Annotated in this window: 10 protein-coding genes; 6 read left to right on the top strand and 4 right to left on the bottom strand. The window is 68.5% G+C overall.

The features are described from left to right. Window positions 1-51 precede the first annotated feature (51 nt). The 5 genes from Q3A80_RS14760 (at window position 52) to Q3A80_RS14740 (ending at window position 3982) form a co-directional block, all read left to right on the top strand. Window positions 52-714, top strand: a complete 663-nt coding sequence (locus Q3A80_RS14760; protein ID WP_446329702.1) for a response regulator — start codon at window positions 52-54, stop codon at window positions 712-714. Next, window positions 711-2087, top strand: a complete 1377-nt coding sequence (locus Q3A80_RS14755; RefSeq protein WP_446329701.1) for an ATP-binding protein — start codon at window positions 711-713, stop codon at window positions 2085-2087. The genes Q3A80_RS14760 and Q3A80_RS14755 overlap by 4 nt, the downstream gene beginning before the upstream one ends. A 282-nt stretch (window positions 2088-2369) precedes the next feature. Further along, on the top strand, window positions 2370-2816 hold the full coding sequence (locus Q3A80_RS14750; protein WP_446329700.1) for a MarR family winged helix-turn-helix transcriptional regulator: 447 nt from the start codon (window positions 2370-2372) through the stop codon (window positions 2814-2816). Between the two features lie 35 nt (window positions 2817-2851). Then, window positions 2852-3220 carry an antibiotic biosynthesis monooxygenase family protein gene (locus tag Q3A80_RS14745; RefSeq protein WP_446329699.1) on the top strand — a complete coding sequence of 123 codons (369 nt, stop codon included), beginning with the start codon at window positions 2852-2854 and terminating at the stop codon, window positions 3218-3220. A 561-nt stretch (window positions 3221-3781) separates the two neighbouring features. Continuing rightward, complete coding sequence (locus Q3A80_RS14740) at window positions 3782-3982, top strand: hypothetical protein (RefSeq protein ID WP_446329698.1); 201 nt, start codon at window positions 3782-3784, stop codon at window positions 3980-3982. 503 nt (window positions 3983-4485) lie between these two features. Here the strand turns inward: Q3A80_RS14740 and blaPEN-bcc are convergent. Beyond that, window positions 4486-5379, bottom strand: a complete 894-nt coding sequence (blaPEN-bcc, locus tag Q3A80_RS14735) for a PEN family class A beta-lactamase, Bcc-type (RefSeq protein ID WP_446329697.1) — start codon at window positions 5377-5379, stop codon at window positions 4486-4488. Window positions 5380-5495: 116 nt separating this feature from the next. Between blaPEN-bcc and penR the strand changes: the two genes are divergently transcribed. Continuing rightward, a complete protein-coding gene (gene penR / locus Q3A80_RS14730; RefSeq protein WP_446329696.1) occupies window positions 5496-6383 on the top strand; it encodes a beta-lactamase transcriptional regulator PenR in 888 nt (295 codons plus the stop codon). Window positions 6384-6877: 494 nt separating this feature from the next. Here the strand turns inward: penR and Q3A80_RS14725 are convergent, their stop codons facing one another. The 3 genes from Q3A80_RS14725 to Q3A80_RS14715 all read right to left on the bottom strand — a co-directional run bounded on the left by Q3A80_RS14725 (window position 6878) and on the right by Q3A80_RS14715 (window position 15241). Beyond that, window positions 6878-7129 carry a hypothetical protein gene (locus tag Q3A80_RS14725; RefSeq protein ID WP_446329695.1) on the bottom strand — a complete coding sequence of 84 codons (252 nt, stop codon included), beginning with the start codon at window positions 7127-7129 and terminating at the stop codon, window positions 6878-6880. A 109-nt stretch (window positions 7130-7238) separates the two neighbouring features. Further along, entirely contained in the window at window positions 7239-9464 is a 2226-nt protein-coding gene (locus Q3A80_RS14720) for an amylo-alpha-1,6-glucosidase (protein ID WP_446329694.1), read from the bottom strand. A gap of 167 nt (window positions 9465-9631) precedes the next feature. After that, window positions 9632-15241, bottom strand: coding sequence for an autotransporter domain-containing protein (locus tag Q3A80_RS14715; RefSeq protein WP_446329693.1), 5610 nt, complete (start codon window positions 15239-15241; stop codon window positions 9632-9634). Window positions 15242-15595 lie beyond the last annotated feature (354 nt).

Below are 15595 nucleotides of genomic sequence, written 5' to 3'. Positions count from 1 at the left end.
CGCATATCATGGGAACCCCGGGCGCCCGCCCCCATGAAGAGACATGAATCCATGCGCGTACTGCTCGTCGAGGACGATCCGCTGATCGGCAGCGGGCTCGAACAGGGCCTCAAACAGGAAGGCTTCGCGGTCGACTGGGTGAAGGACGGCGACGCCGCGTCGCTCGCGCTGCGCTCGACCGGCTACGGCCTGCTGCTGCTCGACCTGGGCTTGCCGAACCGCGACGGCCTGTCGGTGCTCGCGTCGCTGCGCCGCCGCGACGAAACGCTGCCCGCGATCATCATCACCGCGCGCGACGGCGTGTCGGAGCGCATCGCGGGCCTCGACAGCGGCGCCGACGACTACCTCGTGAAGCCGTTCGTGCTGGAAGAACTGCTCGCCCGTATCCGCGCGGTCAATCGCCGTCATGCGGGGCGTGCGCAGACCACGCTCGCGATCGGCCCGCTGCGGCTCGATCCGGTCAAGCACCTGGTCTGGCTCAACGACGACGAAGTCACGCTGTCGCCGAAGGAATTCGTGCTGCTGCACGAGCTGATGCGCGACCCCGGCGCGGTGATCTCGCGCGAACAGTTCGAGGAACGGCTGTACAGCTGGGGCGAGGAAATCGAAAGCAACGCGGTGCAGGTTCATATCCACAACCTGCGCAAGAAACTCGGCCACGACATGATCCGCACGGTGCGCGGCGTCGGCTACCGGATCGGTGACGGCGCATGACGGGCCTGCAACACGCGGTCGCGCGCTGGCGCAGCGCGTCGCTGCGGCGGCGCCTGCTGACGTGGCTGCTGCCCGCCGCATGCGTGATCGGATTGGTCGCGAGCGCAGGCACCTACTGGGGCGCGCTGCGCGAGCTCGACGACCTGCTCGACGACCAGATGCGCAGCATGTCGAAGCAGATCGTCGTCGGGCCGAACGGCGAGCTGTCGTTCCGCAACCATGGCGACGGCAAGCACGGCTTCGAGGCGAGCGACCCCGATGCCGTGCTGCTGCAGGTCTGGCGCAACGGCACGCTGGTGTATTCGACCGATCGCGAATCGTCGCTGCCGCCGCCCGTCCAGACCGGCACCGCGACCGTCGACGTCGGCGGCCAGCCGTGGCGGACCTACGTGACGCAGCGCGGCGGCACGACGATCCGCGTCGCGCAGGCGCGCCATGCACGCTGGGAAGCGATCGCGGGCATCGCGGTGCACCTGCTGTGGCCGGTGTTCTCGATGCTGCCCGTGCTCGCGATCGGGCTGTGGTTCGGCATCGGCGCCGGGCTGCGGCCGCTGCGCACGATCGCATCCGGCCTGAAGCGCAGGAATGCCAACAATCTCGAGCCGGTCGACGTCGCGTCGATGCCGAACGAAGTGCGCCCGCTCGCCGAAGCGATCAACGATCTGCTCGCGCGGCTCGATCGTTCGTTCACGCTGCAGCGTCACTTCATCGCCGATGCCGCGCACGAGCTGCGCACGCCGATCATGGGGCTGTCGATCCAGTCGCAATTGCTGCGGCGCGCGTCGACGGCCGACGAACGCGAGCAGATCCTCGCGCAGATCCACGCGGGCACGACGCGTCTCGGCCACCTCGCCGAGCAGCTTCTGACGCTCGCGCGACTCGAACCCGATGCGCAGGCGTCCGTGTCGGCGGCCGCGCCGGTCGATCTCGCCGCGCTGTGCCGCTCGGTGGTCGCCGACCGCACGCGCGTCGCGGACGCGCACCGGATCGACCTCGGCGCGATCGTGTCGTCGCCGGTGATGGCCGCCGGCAACGTCGACACGTTGCGCGTGCTGCTGAACAACCTCGTCGACAACGCGATCCGTTATGCGGGCGACGGTGCACGCGTGGATGTCTCCGCGCGCGTCGACGACACGACGCCCGTGCTCGAAGTCGCCGACGACGGCCCCGGCATCCCGGAAGCCGAACGCACCGATGTGTGGGAGCGCTTCTATCGCGGCGAAGGCGCGCAGGCCGCTACCTCTTCGGGAAGCGGGCTCGGCCTGTCGATCGTCAAGCGCATCGCAGAGCAGCATCGCGCGACGGTCGCGCTCGGCACGACGCACGGCGGACGCGGGCTGACCGTGACCGTGCGATTTCCGGCGCCGGCCTGACGGATACCCCGGGCGAGCGGCTTTTCCACAGATTGTGTTGGCAAGCTTGTGGACAACCGCCCGCTAACGATGGCAAGCCGTTGATCCGAAAGGATTTGGCGGTCGTGCGCAGCAAATGCGCCAACGCGCACCGAGCGAGCGCCCGCATCGACGCGGCATTGCGCTGCAATCCTTCCCGCCCCTGAGCCGACACTGACGCGCCACCGCGGTAACCGTCGACGTTAATTGACAACCAGTTGTCCATCACGTAAACTGGTTGTCAATTCATCACACCTCGCTGATATGACGAAACCCGCCAAACTGACGGCCGTCGCGTTGTCCGTCTTCCGGCTGAACGGCCTGTTGATCGAATGGGGCAACGCGTTTGCCGCGCCGCATGGCTTGACCAGCGCGCGCTGGCAAGTGCTGGGCGCCATCTCGATGGCGCCGGACGCCCCGAACATCCCGCAGATCGCCGATGCGATGGGCATCACGCGGCAGGCCGTCCTGAAGCAGATCAACGTGTTGACCGAAGAAGGACTGGTGCAGTCGCTGCCCAACCCGCTGCACAAACGATCGCCGTTGTATGCGCTGACGCCGCGCGGTGCCGCCGCGTATCAGGCCGTCGTCGAGCAATGGCAGCAGCATGTTCGCGACATCTCCGGCCAGTTCGGTTCAGCCGATCTGGATGCGGCGATTCGCGTGCTGTCGGCGATGTGCGCCGCGCATGCGCCGGACGCGCGAGCGTAATCGCACCATCGATCCATTACCTTCAGGAGCGCTCCATGGCACATTTCAAACCGATGGATCCGGCCTTTCCGATCCAGCAACAGCTCGGCATCGACGCGGCCCCCGTCGTGCTGGTCAACGTCTTCACGCTGGACCCGGCGGACGAAGCCGATTTCCTGGCCGTATGGCAAAACGACGCCGCGTTCATGAAGCAGCAGCCGGGATTCATTTCGACGCAGCTTCATCGCGCGCTCGGCGACAGTCCGACGTATTTGAACCACGCGGTCTGGGAATCGACGGAAGCGTTTCGCGCGGCCTTCACGCATCCGGAGTTCGTCGCGAAACTGTCGGCCTATCCGTCGTCCGCCGTCGCGAGCCCGCACTTGTTCCAGAAGGTCGCGGTGCCGGGCATTTGCACCGCATGAGCGAACGCGCGAACCGGCGCAGCGCGCGGTTTGCAGCCTCTGCCGCGCCGGCCTATCGCCACGCGGACTTCTCCACAGAAAATGTTGGCAAGCTTGTGGATATCCTGCGCACCGCGACGCTAAGCCCTTGATCCGACGGACTTTGGCACGCGTGATGCAGACGCGGCGCGCGCCGGGCCGTCATACGCGCCGCGTCGCCGCACTTCGCATCACGATGCCACGTCGACGGCGGGCGCTGCGCTGCCGAGCCACCACGCGAGCGTTGCGCCACTTACCCACAGATTTTGTTGGCAAGCTTGTGGATATCCTGAGCAAGCATCGCCTAACCCGTTGATCGGACAACGATTCATCCGTCGCGTCGCCGTTTCGGCAGCGCCCGTTCGGCTCGCCTGCGCGAACGAACGATCCGGCGCAACGGCGGCGCCTTGACGTGTGCCCTCGCAACGCGTCACGATCGCACGAGCCGCTCGCGGCCGCGCACTTCGCCGGCCTCAACCGACGGCTCGGCGGGCCAGCCGTTGCGCCCGCATCGGACCAAAACACATCATGCCGAGGAAGACCATGGAACACTTCACCGCAGGGCAGTTGCTCGTGTCGCTCGTGCTGGTCGCGATCGTCGTCTATCCGTATGTCCGCATCGTTCGGCGTACCGGACATTCGGGCTGGTGGATCCTGACGATGTTCGTCCCGGTCGTGAACTTCATCATGCTGTGGGTGTTCGCGTTCGCGCGCTGGCCCGCGGTCGACGATCGGCAGCGCTGAACATCGAGCGGGCGAAGCCGCCGGCTTGTCCACAGATTGTGTTGGCAAGCATGTGGATAGCCTGCGCATACCGCGATCAAGCGCTTGATCCGAAAGGCTTTGTCCGCGCCGCTTCGAATGCGGCACGCAGCACGCATCAGCCGACGAGCGGCACGCAAAGCGTCGCTCGCGCACCGTCACGCGACGCAAGTATCTTCTGTCGCGCGGCGTGCTTCGCTTGTCCACAGATTGTGTTGGCAAGCGTGTGGACAGCCTGCGCATACCGCGGCCAAGCGCTTGATCCGAAAGGCTTTGTCCGCGCTGCCTCGAACCGTGCATGCGGACCGGCCGCGCGCGATCGCGGCGCTTGTCCACAATTTGTGTTGGCAACGATGTGGATATCCTGAGCATGCGTGACCTAAGTCGTTGATCGCACAACGTTTCGACATGCCGATCACGACTGCGGCACGGCGCGCATCCATCGCTTCGGCCACCCATCGATGAACACGCGCCGCGCCGCAGGCTCACGCGAACGTCGCGACCGCGATCCGCGCGGCGGCCGCGATCACGTCGTCCTTCGCGTTCGCATCGGCGCGCGCCTGCGTGTAGTACACGGCGAGCACGATCGGCGCGCGCGACGGCGGCCAGATGACGCCCGCGTCGTTCGTCGTCCCGTAGTCGCCGGTGCCGGTCTTGTCGGCCACCTGCGATCCGGCCGGCACGCCCGCGCGAATCCGCTTGTCGCCGACCTTGTTGCCGCGCAGCCACGCGACGAGCTGCGCACGCTGCGCGGGCGGCAGCGCGTCGCCGAGCGTGAGCACGCGCATGCTCTCGGCCATCGCGGCCGGCGTCGTGGTGTCGCGCACGTCGCCCGGCAACGCGGTGTTCAGTTCGGTCTCCCAGCGATCGAGCCGGAACGCGTCGTCGCCGATCGAGCGCGCGTACGCGGTCACTGCCGACGGTCCGCCGATCAGTTTCATCGCGAGGTTCGCGGCCGAGTTGTCGCTGTACTGGATCGCCGCCTCGCACAATTGCGCGACGGTCATGCCGGTGCCGACGTGCTTGCCCGACACCGGCGAATAGTTGACGAGATCGGCCTGCCCATAGGTCACGCGCTGCTGCAGCAACCCGGGCCGCTCGACGCTCTGCGCGAGCACCGCCGCGCCGAGCATCGCCTTGAAGGTGCTGCAGAACGGGAAGCGCTCGTCCGCGCGATGCAGCGCGCGCCGGCCGCTCGCGGTGTCGATCGCGCACACGCCGAGACGGCCGCCCGCCGCACGTTCGAGCGCGGCAAACGACGTCGCGGACGACACGTGCTGCGCCGCGGCCGGCGGCGATGCGCACGCGGTGACGGTCAGGACGAGCGGCGCCGTCGCGGCGGCCAGCAACAGGGTTCGACGTTGCGATGAGTAAGTCATGTCGTGTCTCTCGTGGTGGAATGGATGCAAAGCGGCCGGCCGGCGAGACAGCACTATCGTGACTTTACGGTTGCCTGACAAGCAACGATAATTGAGCGCTGACAAAAGAATTTCTTATGAGCAAGCTCCGCCCTCATCTTCCGCTGAATGCATTGCGCGCGTTCGAATCGTCGGCACGCCACCTGAACTTCACGCGCGCCGGCCTCGAACTGAGCGTGACGCAGGCGGCCGTCAGCCAGCAGGTGCGCTCGCTCGAGGAGCGCCTCGGCTGCACGCTGTTCACGCGGCTGCCGCGCGGCCTCGGGCTCACCGACGAAGGGCGCGCGCTGCTGCCGGTATTGAGCGATGCATTCAGCCGGATCGAAACCGTGCTCAAGCAGTTCGAGGGCGGCCGCTTCCACGAGGTGCTGACGCTCGGTGCGGTAGGCACCTTTGCCATAGGCTGGCTAATGCCACGGCTGAAGCGCTTCGGCGACACGCACCCGTTCGTCGAGCTGCGGCTGCGGACCAACAACAACGTCGTCGATCTCGCGGCCGAGGGGCTCGATTTCGCGATCCGCTTCGGCGAAGGCAACTGGCCGGCGACGCGCAACGAGCGTCTGCTCGATGCGCCGCTCACCGCGTTGTGCGCGCCGGAGATCGCGCGGCGTCTCGCGCAGCCCGCCGATCTCGCGAACGAAACGCTGCTGCGCTCGTACCGCGCCGACGAATGGCTCGGCTGGTTCGACGCCGCGCGGCTCGAACCGTGGACCGTCAACGGGCCCGTGTTCGATTCGTCGCGGCTGATGGTCGAAGCCGCGATGCAGGGGGCAGGCGTCGCGCTCGCACCGGCGTGCATGTTCGTGCGCGAACTGCAGCTCGGCCAGCTCGCGCGGCCGCTCGACATCGACGTGCACGGCGGCGGCTACTGGCTCACGTCGCTGAAGTCGAAGCCGCTCACGTCCGCGATGACGCTGTTTCGCGACTGGATCGTCGCGGAAGCGGCCGACGCGCCCGCCGAGTGACGGGGCCGGCCTTGTCCACAGATTGTGTTGGCAAGGATGTGGATATCCTGGGTACCCGGGACCTAACTCGTTGATCGCGCACGAATTACCGGGCGAACGCACGCAGCGGGCAGCCGCTGTGCACGCGGCTGGCGGCGTCTGCTTCCGCGCCCGGAATACTCAACCGTCGAGAAGCAATCACATCAGACTTATCCACAGATTTTGTTGGCAAGCCTGTGGATATTCCACCAATGTGACGCGTAACATCCTGATACAAAAGGGGATTCAGTAGATCGGCGCCGGCAGGTCAACGATGCGGCACCGATTGACGGCGTCGCCGCATCCGGCGCACGGCCGCTTCGCGGCCGGTCGGTTCTCCACAGATTGTGTTGGCAAGCATGTGGATATCCTGCGCACCAGACTGCCAAGTCGTTGATCGCACGGGCTTTTGTGTGAATCGCGCAGAATCGGGCAGTGCCGGCGCGCCATCCGGCGACGCCGGCACCGCCGGTGCGTCAGTGCCGGTCGAGGCCGCCGCGCAGTTCGCGCGCCTTGTCGCGCAGCGCCTCGTAGCCCGAGCGCGCATGTTCGGGCAGGTCGGGATCGCCGATCAGCGCGCCGAGCGTTTCGATCAGGCTGAACAGGATGCCCTTCGCCGCGCCAACCGCGATGCTCTGCGATTCGATCGACTTGTGCAGGTGGTCGACCGCCGCTTCGAGATTCTCGAGCTTGTGCTCGCCGTCGTCGGGCCGGTTGTCGGTCGTCATCGTAGGTGCCTCCGCCATCGTTCGAGGGGTCATGTCACGATTCTATGCCGCTGCGCGCGGACGTGGCGCGACATCGCGCAAGCTCCGCGAGAGCCGCATGCCGCATGCGTCACAACATCGCGACGACCTTCACGCGCCCCGGCTGCTCCGCCGCCGCGATCACCTGGCCGTCGACGCGCCGGAACGTCAGCGTGACGGTATCGTCGCCGACTCGCAGGTCCTCGATGCGCAGCCAGTCGACACCCTCCGGCAATGCCGGGCGCTCGACGCGCACCTCGTGGTACGCCGCGTCGATACTCACGCCGAGACACGCCTGCAGCATCATGAACGGCGCACCGGCCGCCCATGCCTGCGGCAGGCACGCGACCGGATAAGCGGTGGGCGGCTCGCCGCGTCGGCGCGGGAACCCGCAGAACAGCTCCGGCAGCCGCATCTCGAAGCTGACCGCGGCCTCGAACAATGCGCGCAGCAGATTCACGGCGGCCGTCTTGTCGCCGTAGCGCGCGAGCCCGCGCGCAATCAGCGCATTGTCGTGCGGCCACACCGAGCCGTTGTGATACGCCATCGGGTTGAAGCGCGGCTGGCCGGCCGCGAGCGTGCGGACACCCCAGCCGGTCTGGAACAGCGTCGAGCCGAGCACGCCGGCGACCGCCGCGCCGCGCTGCGGGTCGGGCAGCCCGAAGGCGAGCAGATGCCCCGCGTTCGACGCCAGCACGCGGCACAGGTCGCCGTGACCGTCGAGCGCGATCCCGTAGAACTGCCCGTCCGGCATCCAGAACAGCGCTTCGACCTGGTCGCGCAGCGTCCTCGCGCGCAGCGCATAGCGGGCCGCATCGGCCGGATGGCCGCGCCGCTGCGAGCACATCGCCATCGCCTCGAACGCCGCGCACGCATACGCCTGCACTTCGACGAGCGCGATCGGCCCGTCGGGGAAAGTTCCGTCCGCATGGAACACCGAGTCGTGGCTGTCCTTCCAGCCCTGGTTCGCGAGGCCGCGCTCCGACGTGCGCTGATAATCCAGCAGTCCGTACGGATTGCGGTCGCACTTGTCGGCCACCCATTGCGCGGCGCGCTCGAGCGCGGGCCACAGCTCGTCGATCAGCGCATCGTCGCCGGTGTGTTCGACGTACGCGCCGGCCAGCACGATGAACAGCGGGGTCGTGTCGACGCCGCCGTAATACAGCGCGAACGGCACCTCGCCCGTCGCGGCCATCTCGCTGCGGCGAAACTCGTGCATGATCTTGCCGGGCTCCGCATCGCGGAACGCGGACGTCTCGCGCGCCTGGTGCGCCGCGAGAAAGCGCAGCACGCCGCGCGCGAGCGCCGGTTGCAGCCACAGCATCTGCAGCGACGTGACGATCGCGTCGCGGCCGAACGGGGTCGAGAACCACGGGATGCCCGCATACGGATACGGGCCGGTGTCGAGTTGCGTCGTCAGCAGGCCGAGGTCCGCGAGCGAGCGGTCGAGCCACGCGTCGAACAGCGGATTGCCGGTCTTCACGCGCGCCATCGACTCGCGCCGCGAACGCATCTCGCGATGCACGCCGACGAGCGCGGTGCGCAGCGCGACGCGGCCGCACCCCGGCGCCTGGCCGTCGTGCGCCGCGCCGAGCGTCGCATCGACCGTCAGGTAGATCGACACGCAGGCCTGCGCGGCGATCGTCAGCGTGTAGTCGGCGCGATCGACCGACAGCGCGTCGGGCGCCGGCGAGAAATACACCGTCACGTTGCGCTCGACCTTGTCGAGGCCGTCGTAGCGCAGCCGCACCGCGCCCGCGTCGACGCGCGGCGCAACGACCGTGCCGCGCTTTGGCCGCTGCGTGCCGCGCACTTCGAACATGTCCTTGAAATCCGCCGCGAACGACAGCGACAGCGGCACTTCGGCCTCGCTCGCGCCGTAGTTCGTCAGCGTCAGCGCTTCGTAAAGCACGTCGCCCGCGAGTACGCGCATCCGTTCGATGTGGATCACGCCCTCGGGCGTCTCGTGGCCGCCGAGCGGCGGCAGCGGGCGGTTCGTCAGGTGCGCGGTGAACGACGCGTTGTCGGCGCTCGTCGCGCCCGACAGCAGCGACGGCGCGCGGCCGCCGAAGGTCAGGCGCCAGGTCGACAGCACGCGCATGTCGTCGACGAACAGGCCGTCGTCATGGCCGGCGATGTCGCCGAGCGCGTCGCTGACGACGAACGCGTCGCCGGACTTCAGCACGTACTGGTTGTTGCGCGCGAGCGCCTGCGGATTGGCTTCGGGGGCGATGAACGCGGGCCCCGGCACTCGAGCGGGGGGAACAGGCGCGACTTGCGGCGCCTGCGTCGTGGTGGCTTCGGCGTGATTCGGCATCGATCCTCCTGTGTCGAGGCGCAACGCGCGGCGCGCGTCGCGTGTTTCGCACAGGATAGGCCAGAACGGGGGGCGTGCGCAGCGATGAAGCGACGCGTCGCGATGCCTCGCGACGGGGCGGCGTCGCGGGGCGTCGCTTGCGCGCGTGTGGCGCGCGGATCAGCCGGTCAGAACTTCCACAGGACGTTGCCGAGCACCGCGTTGTCGCGCACGCCGCTGCCGTACTGGCCGCTGAACGTGAGACCGAGCGTCAGGCGTTTCGTGACGTTCGCGTCGATGCCTGCTTCGAGCACCGCGCTATCGCGAGCAATCGGCACGCCCGATACCTGGAACGACGTGCCGCCGTTCGCGAACGTGAACGCCGACGACGGCCGCACGTTGCCGAACGCATGCCGCCAGCCGACCGTCCCGCGCGCGGTGAACGTGCCGCTCGCGATCGCGCCGAGCTGCGATGCGGCGCGCAGCCCGAGTGTCGAGAAGCCGACGTGGGTCGTCTGCCCGCCGGCTCGCAGCGCGGCCGCGCCGCCGCTTTCCGTATAGCCGTCGGTATGCAGGTTCACATACGCGAGACCCGCGAACGGTTCGAGCGCGACCGGCCCGACCGGCACCGCATAGCCGACTTCGCCGAACACCTGCGCGGAATTCGCGTTGTAGCCGGCCGAATCGTGATCGGAGAAGCCGGCGAAGCCCGGATAGCGGTCGCTGTTGATCCGGTACCACGTGTACGACGCGCCGCCGCGCACGCCGAGCGCACCGTACTGCGCGCCGCCGTACAGCGACAGGTAGTAGCTGTTGACCGCCGCCGACGCGCTCCGGTCGTTGTCGAGCGAGCTGTGCGTGACGCCCGCCGCCAGACCGGCACGCCAGTTGTCGTTGAACGCCATGTCGGCGCCGGCGATGAAGCCCGTCATGCTGCGGTTGATCGTCGATGCATTGCCGTCGCCGCCAAGCCGGCTACGGCCGCCGAACGCCTGTCCCCATACCACCGGCTGGTAAGGCGTGCCGCCGTAGCAGCCCTCGCGCGAACCGATGCGGCGTTCCGGCGGCAGCGCGCGATCGGTCGCGCCGGCCGTGTTGTCGCCGCACAGCGCAGCGCCGCCCGACGACAGCGCGGCAAGCGGCCCCGATCCGGGCGCGAGGCCCTGGCGCACGCGATCGGTCACCGCATCGCGCACGTAGCGGCTGTCGAGCAGCAGCATGCTCTTCAGGCTCGCGTGCAGTTCGCCGTCGAGCAGCCCGTAGGCGCGGCGAGCGGTGGCTGCATCGGTCGTCAGCACGGCGTCATACAGCGGATTGCCCGCGCCGAGCGCACCGATCGCGGTCGCGACCGCGCGCTGGTTCGGCGTCGTCGCGACATCGGGCAGCGACGTGCCGTTTGCGACCAGTTGCAGATACACGTGGTTCGGATCGTAGCTGAGGGTCGGCATCAGGAACGCGTAGTTCGACGTCACCTGGCTGAACGTGCCCTGCACACCGGCCGATGCGCTGAGGATCGTGTACGTCGTGGTCGGCTGGTAGCCGGCCTGGTTCGCGAGCACCTGCACGGTGCCGCCGTTCAGCGTGACCGTCCCGCCCGCCACGATGCTGCCGCTCTGCTGCGGCGTGACCGCGACCTGCAGCGTCGAACCCGGCTGGAACGTGACGTTGCCGGTCACGTTCAGCGGCGCGCCCGGCTGCGACGCCGCGGCGAACGCACCGCCCTGGACGACGAGGCCGCCGACGGTGCCGGTGCCCGTCAGCGTCGCGCCGTTCTGCACGGTCACGGCCGACTGGCCGAGCGATCCGTCGACCGCGAGCGTGCCCGCGGCGACGGTAGTCGGGCCGCTCAGCGCATTGATGCCGGTCACCGTCAGTTGTCCGCTGCCCGCCTGTGTCAGCGAGCCGGTGCCCGACAACACGTTCGCCAGCGTCACGTTGGCGGACTGGTCGAAGATCAGCGCACCGTTGTCGACGATGTTGCCGACCACGCTGCCCGACGTGCCGCCGTTGCCAAGCTGCAGCGTGCCGCCCGACGCAATCGTGGTGCCGCCCGTGTACGTATTGCTACCGGTCAGCGTCTGCGTGCCTGTGCCCGCGACGGTCAGGCCGCCGGTGCCGCCGATGACGCCGCCGAACGTGCCGCTGGCGGTGCCGCCCAGCGTCAGCGCGTTGGCGCCGAGGCTCACGGTGCTGCCCGTCACGCCCGACAGCGCACCGAGCGTCTGCGCGCCCGACGCGCCGCTCAGGTCGAGCGTCGCGCCGGTGCCGGCGAGATTCACCGTGCCGGTCGATGCGAGGCTGCCGCCGGCGCCCAGCGCGAGCGTGCCGGCATTGATCGTCGTGCCGCCGGTATAGGTGTTCGCCGCCGTCAGCGTGGTCGTCGCCGCGCCGTCCTTCACGAGCGCACCCGCACCGGAAATCGCGCCGCTCAGCGCGAGCGCATTGCTGCCGCCGAGCGTGAGGGCCGCGCCCGTGCCGAGATCGATCGCGTTCGCGACCGACAGGCTCGCGTTGGTATCGAGCGTCGCCGCGCCGCCGACCGCCAGTGCGCCGGTGCCCAGTGCCGCGGCATTGCCGAGGACCAGTCCGCCACTGTTGAGGGTCGTACCGCCCGAATAGGTGCTCGCGCCGTTCAGCGTCTGCGTGCCGGTGCCCGCGAGCGTCAGGCCGCCGGTCCCGTTGATCGCGCCGCTGAACGTGCCGCTGGCGGCGCCGCCGAGCGTCAGCGCATTGGCGCCGAGGTTCACGTTCGTGCCGGCCGCCCCGGCCAGCGCGCCGATCGTCTGCGCGCCCGTCGCACCGCTCAGGTCGAGCGTTGCGCCGGCATTCGCGAGATTCATCGTGCCGGTCGCGGCGAGGCTGCCGCCCGCACCGATCGCCAGCGTGCCAGCATTGATCGTCGTGCCGCCGGTGTACGTGTTCGCGCCGGTCAGCGTCGCGGTCGCCGCGCCGTCCTTCACGAGCGCACCCGCGCCGGAGATCGCGCCGCCGAGGCCTAGCGCGTTGCTGCCGCCGAGCGTGAGCGTCGCGCCCGCGCCGAGATCGACCGCATTGGCGACCGACAGCGCCGTATTCGTATCGAGCGTGGCCGCGCCCCCGATGGTCAGTGCGCCGGTGCCCAGTGCCGCGGCATTGCCGAGCACCAGCGTGCCGCTGTTGAGATTCGTGCCGCCGGAATAGGTGCTCGGGCCGTTCAGCGTCTGCGTACCGGTACCCGCCAGTGTCAGGCTGCCGGTGCCGCCGATCGCACCGCTGAACGTGCCGCTGGCGGTTCCGCCGAGCGTCAGCGCATTGGCGCCCAGGTTCACGTACGTGCCGGTCGCGCCGTCCAGCGCGCCGATCGACTGCGCGCCCGCCGCGCCGCCCAGGTCGAGCGTTGCACCGGCATTCGCGAGATTCACGGCGCCGGTTGCGGCAAGGCTGCCGCCCGCGCCGATAGCCAGCGTACCCGCGTTGATCGTCGTGCCGCCGCTGTACGTGTTCGCGCCGGTCAGCGTCACGGTCGCCGCGCCGTTCTTCACCAGCGCGCCCGCGCCCGAGATCGCGCCGCCGAGCCCGAGCGCATTGCTGCCGCCGAGCGTGAGCGCCGTGCCCGCGCCGAGATCGATCGCGTTGCCGATCGTCAGGTTCGTGTTCGCATCGAGCGTCGCCGCGCCCGCGACGGTCAACGCACCCGTTCCGAGCGCCGACGCGTTGCCGAGCACGAGGCTGCCGGCGTTCAGCGTCGTGCCGCCCGCGAAATTGTTCGCGCCGTTCAACGTCAGCGCCGCCGCGCCGTCCTTCACGAGCCCGCCGCCGCCGGAGACCGTGCCGCCCAGCCCGAGATCCGCGCTGCCGCCGATCGTGAGCGTCGTGCCGGTGGCGATGTCGACGGCGTTCGCGAGCGACACGTTCGTGGTCGCGTCGAGCGTCGACGAGCCGTTGACGTTGACCGCGCCGAGGCCGAGCGATGCGTTGCTGCCGACGACGAGATTGCCGCCGTTCAGGTTCGTGCCGCCGGTGTACACGTTCGTGCCCGTCAGCGATTGCGTGCCGCTGCCCGACAGCGTCAGGCTGCCCGTTCCGCCGATCGTGCCGGCATAGGTGGCATTGCCGCTGCCGCCGAGCGTCAGCGAATTGGCGCCGAGGTTCACGTTCGTGCCCGCCGCGCCGGCCAGCGAGCCGATCGTCCGCGCGCCCGACGCGCCGCTCAGGTCGAACGTCGCCCCCACGCCGCTCAGGTTGACCGTGCCCGTCGCCGACAGGCTGCCCGCACCGCTCAGTGCGAGCGTGCCGCTGTTGATCGTCGTGTCGCCCGTGTAGGTGTTCGCGCCACTCAGCGTCGTGGTCGCCGCGCCGTTCTTCACGAGGCCGCCGGCGCCGGTGATCGCACCGGTCAGCCCGAGATCGTTGCTGCCGCCGATGGTCAGCGTCGTGCCGGTGGCGAGATTGACCGTATTGGCGAGCGTCACGTTCGTGCTCGTGTCGAGCGACGCCGCCGCATTGACGTTCAGCATGCCCGTGCCGAGCGCCGAATTGTTGCCGATCACGAGCCCGCCGCCATTCAGGTTCGTGCCGCCCGTGTAGCTGTTCGCGCCCGACAGCGTCAGCGTGCCGCCGTCGTTCTTCGTCAGCGTGCCGCCGCCCGTCACCGTGCCCGACAGCGTGAGCCCGGTTGCGCCCTGCACCGTCAGCCCGCCCGCACCGAGCGACACATTGCTCGAAACGTCGAGTCCGGCCGTGCCCGCCTGCAGCGCGCCGCCGTTGCCGGTAATGGTGCCCGTGCCGAGCGACGCGTTGTCGTTGATGATCGCGACACCGCCGGACAGCGTCGCGTCCTGCGCGGTCGATGCTCCGTTGATCGTCCAGTTGCCGCTCGTGACGTCGAGATGATTGAAGTTGATGTAGTTGTTGACCGCGATCGTGCCGTTCGCGGCGGCCCCCTGCTGCAGGTTCAGCGTGTTGTTGCCGCCCGCGCCGCCGTCGACGATGCCGGTCGCCGCGACGCCGAGCGTGATCGGCCCGACCGTGATGTTGAACGCGCCGCCGGTGCCGCCCGCCGTGTTGACCGACGAGCCCGTCATCGCATTGAACGTGTTGGTGCTGTTCGCGCCCATCGACACGCTGCCGTTGATCACGCCCGAGTTGGTAAACGTATTGCCCTGTCCCGGCGTGCCATTCGAGCCGAACGATACGCGCCCGGTAATCGTCCCGCTGTTCGACATGTTCACCTGGCCGCCGCCGTATGCGGCCACCACCGGCGCATCGGCGCCGGTGAGCGTCGCACCGACCAGCGCAGCGGAGCCGATCGACCCGGTGTTGGAAATGTTGGACACGCCGCCCGTGCCGTTCTGGACCGACAGCGCCATGCCGGTCACGCCGCTGATCGCGACGCCGGTCGAGCCGTTCATCGTGCCGTTGTTGGTGACGGTCGTGGTGCTCGCCGTCGCGTTGCCGACCACTGCGCCGCTCGACAGGACGCCGAGGCCCGAGCCAAGCGCCGAAGGGTCGATCGTGCCGTTGTTGGTCAGCGTGACGCCGCTGCCGGTCAGCGACATCGCGGTGCCGCCGACGCCGAGCAGCACGCCCACGCTCGAGCCCGGATTGACGGTGACGTTCAGGTTGTTCGCACTGTTCGAATAGCTCGGCGCCAGCGGATTCGCTACGCCCGAACAGGTGACCGTCGTGCCGGCGGTGCTGCAGGTCGCATAGGCCGGAACGATGCCGGCGCCGGACAACGCGAGGAAAATACCGGTCGGCAACAGGAGTTTCGGAAACGGCTCTCCGCTCTTCTTCGAATTCGGATACGCAATGTTCATGCTTCCCCCCCCCTCGTCATCGGCATGGCCGCTGAATCGGACGGCGACAGCAGAAAATCAAGGGCAAAAACATGCCCTCCGGCGGTCGCGGCACGACGTCGGTTTATTCGTGGATGAACTGCGGTTAATCGATTCTCGTTTGCGAACGCAAAACTAGCCGAATGACATGATGGTGGCCCCTTGTTTTCCGCAGTGATTTTCTGGTTGATTCGAATATCGCGCTGCTTTTTTGTGAGACAAGGCTATATCAAAAAAACCGGGTTTTCCAGTTGATGTTTGGCTATGGGGCAAAAATCGCGAGACGTGTATTTTTTACATGCATTCGGCGAGCCCGCCACCGCAGGCTCGATGCGG

It is taken from the genome of Burkholderia sp. SR8, from assembly GCF_052851275.1.
Note: the sequence above shows the minus strand (reverse complement) of the source record. Positions and strands in the feature narration are given on the sequence as shown.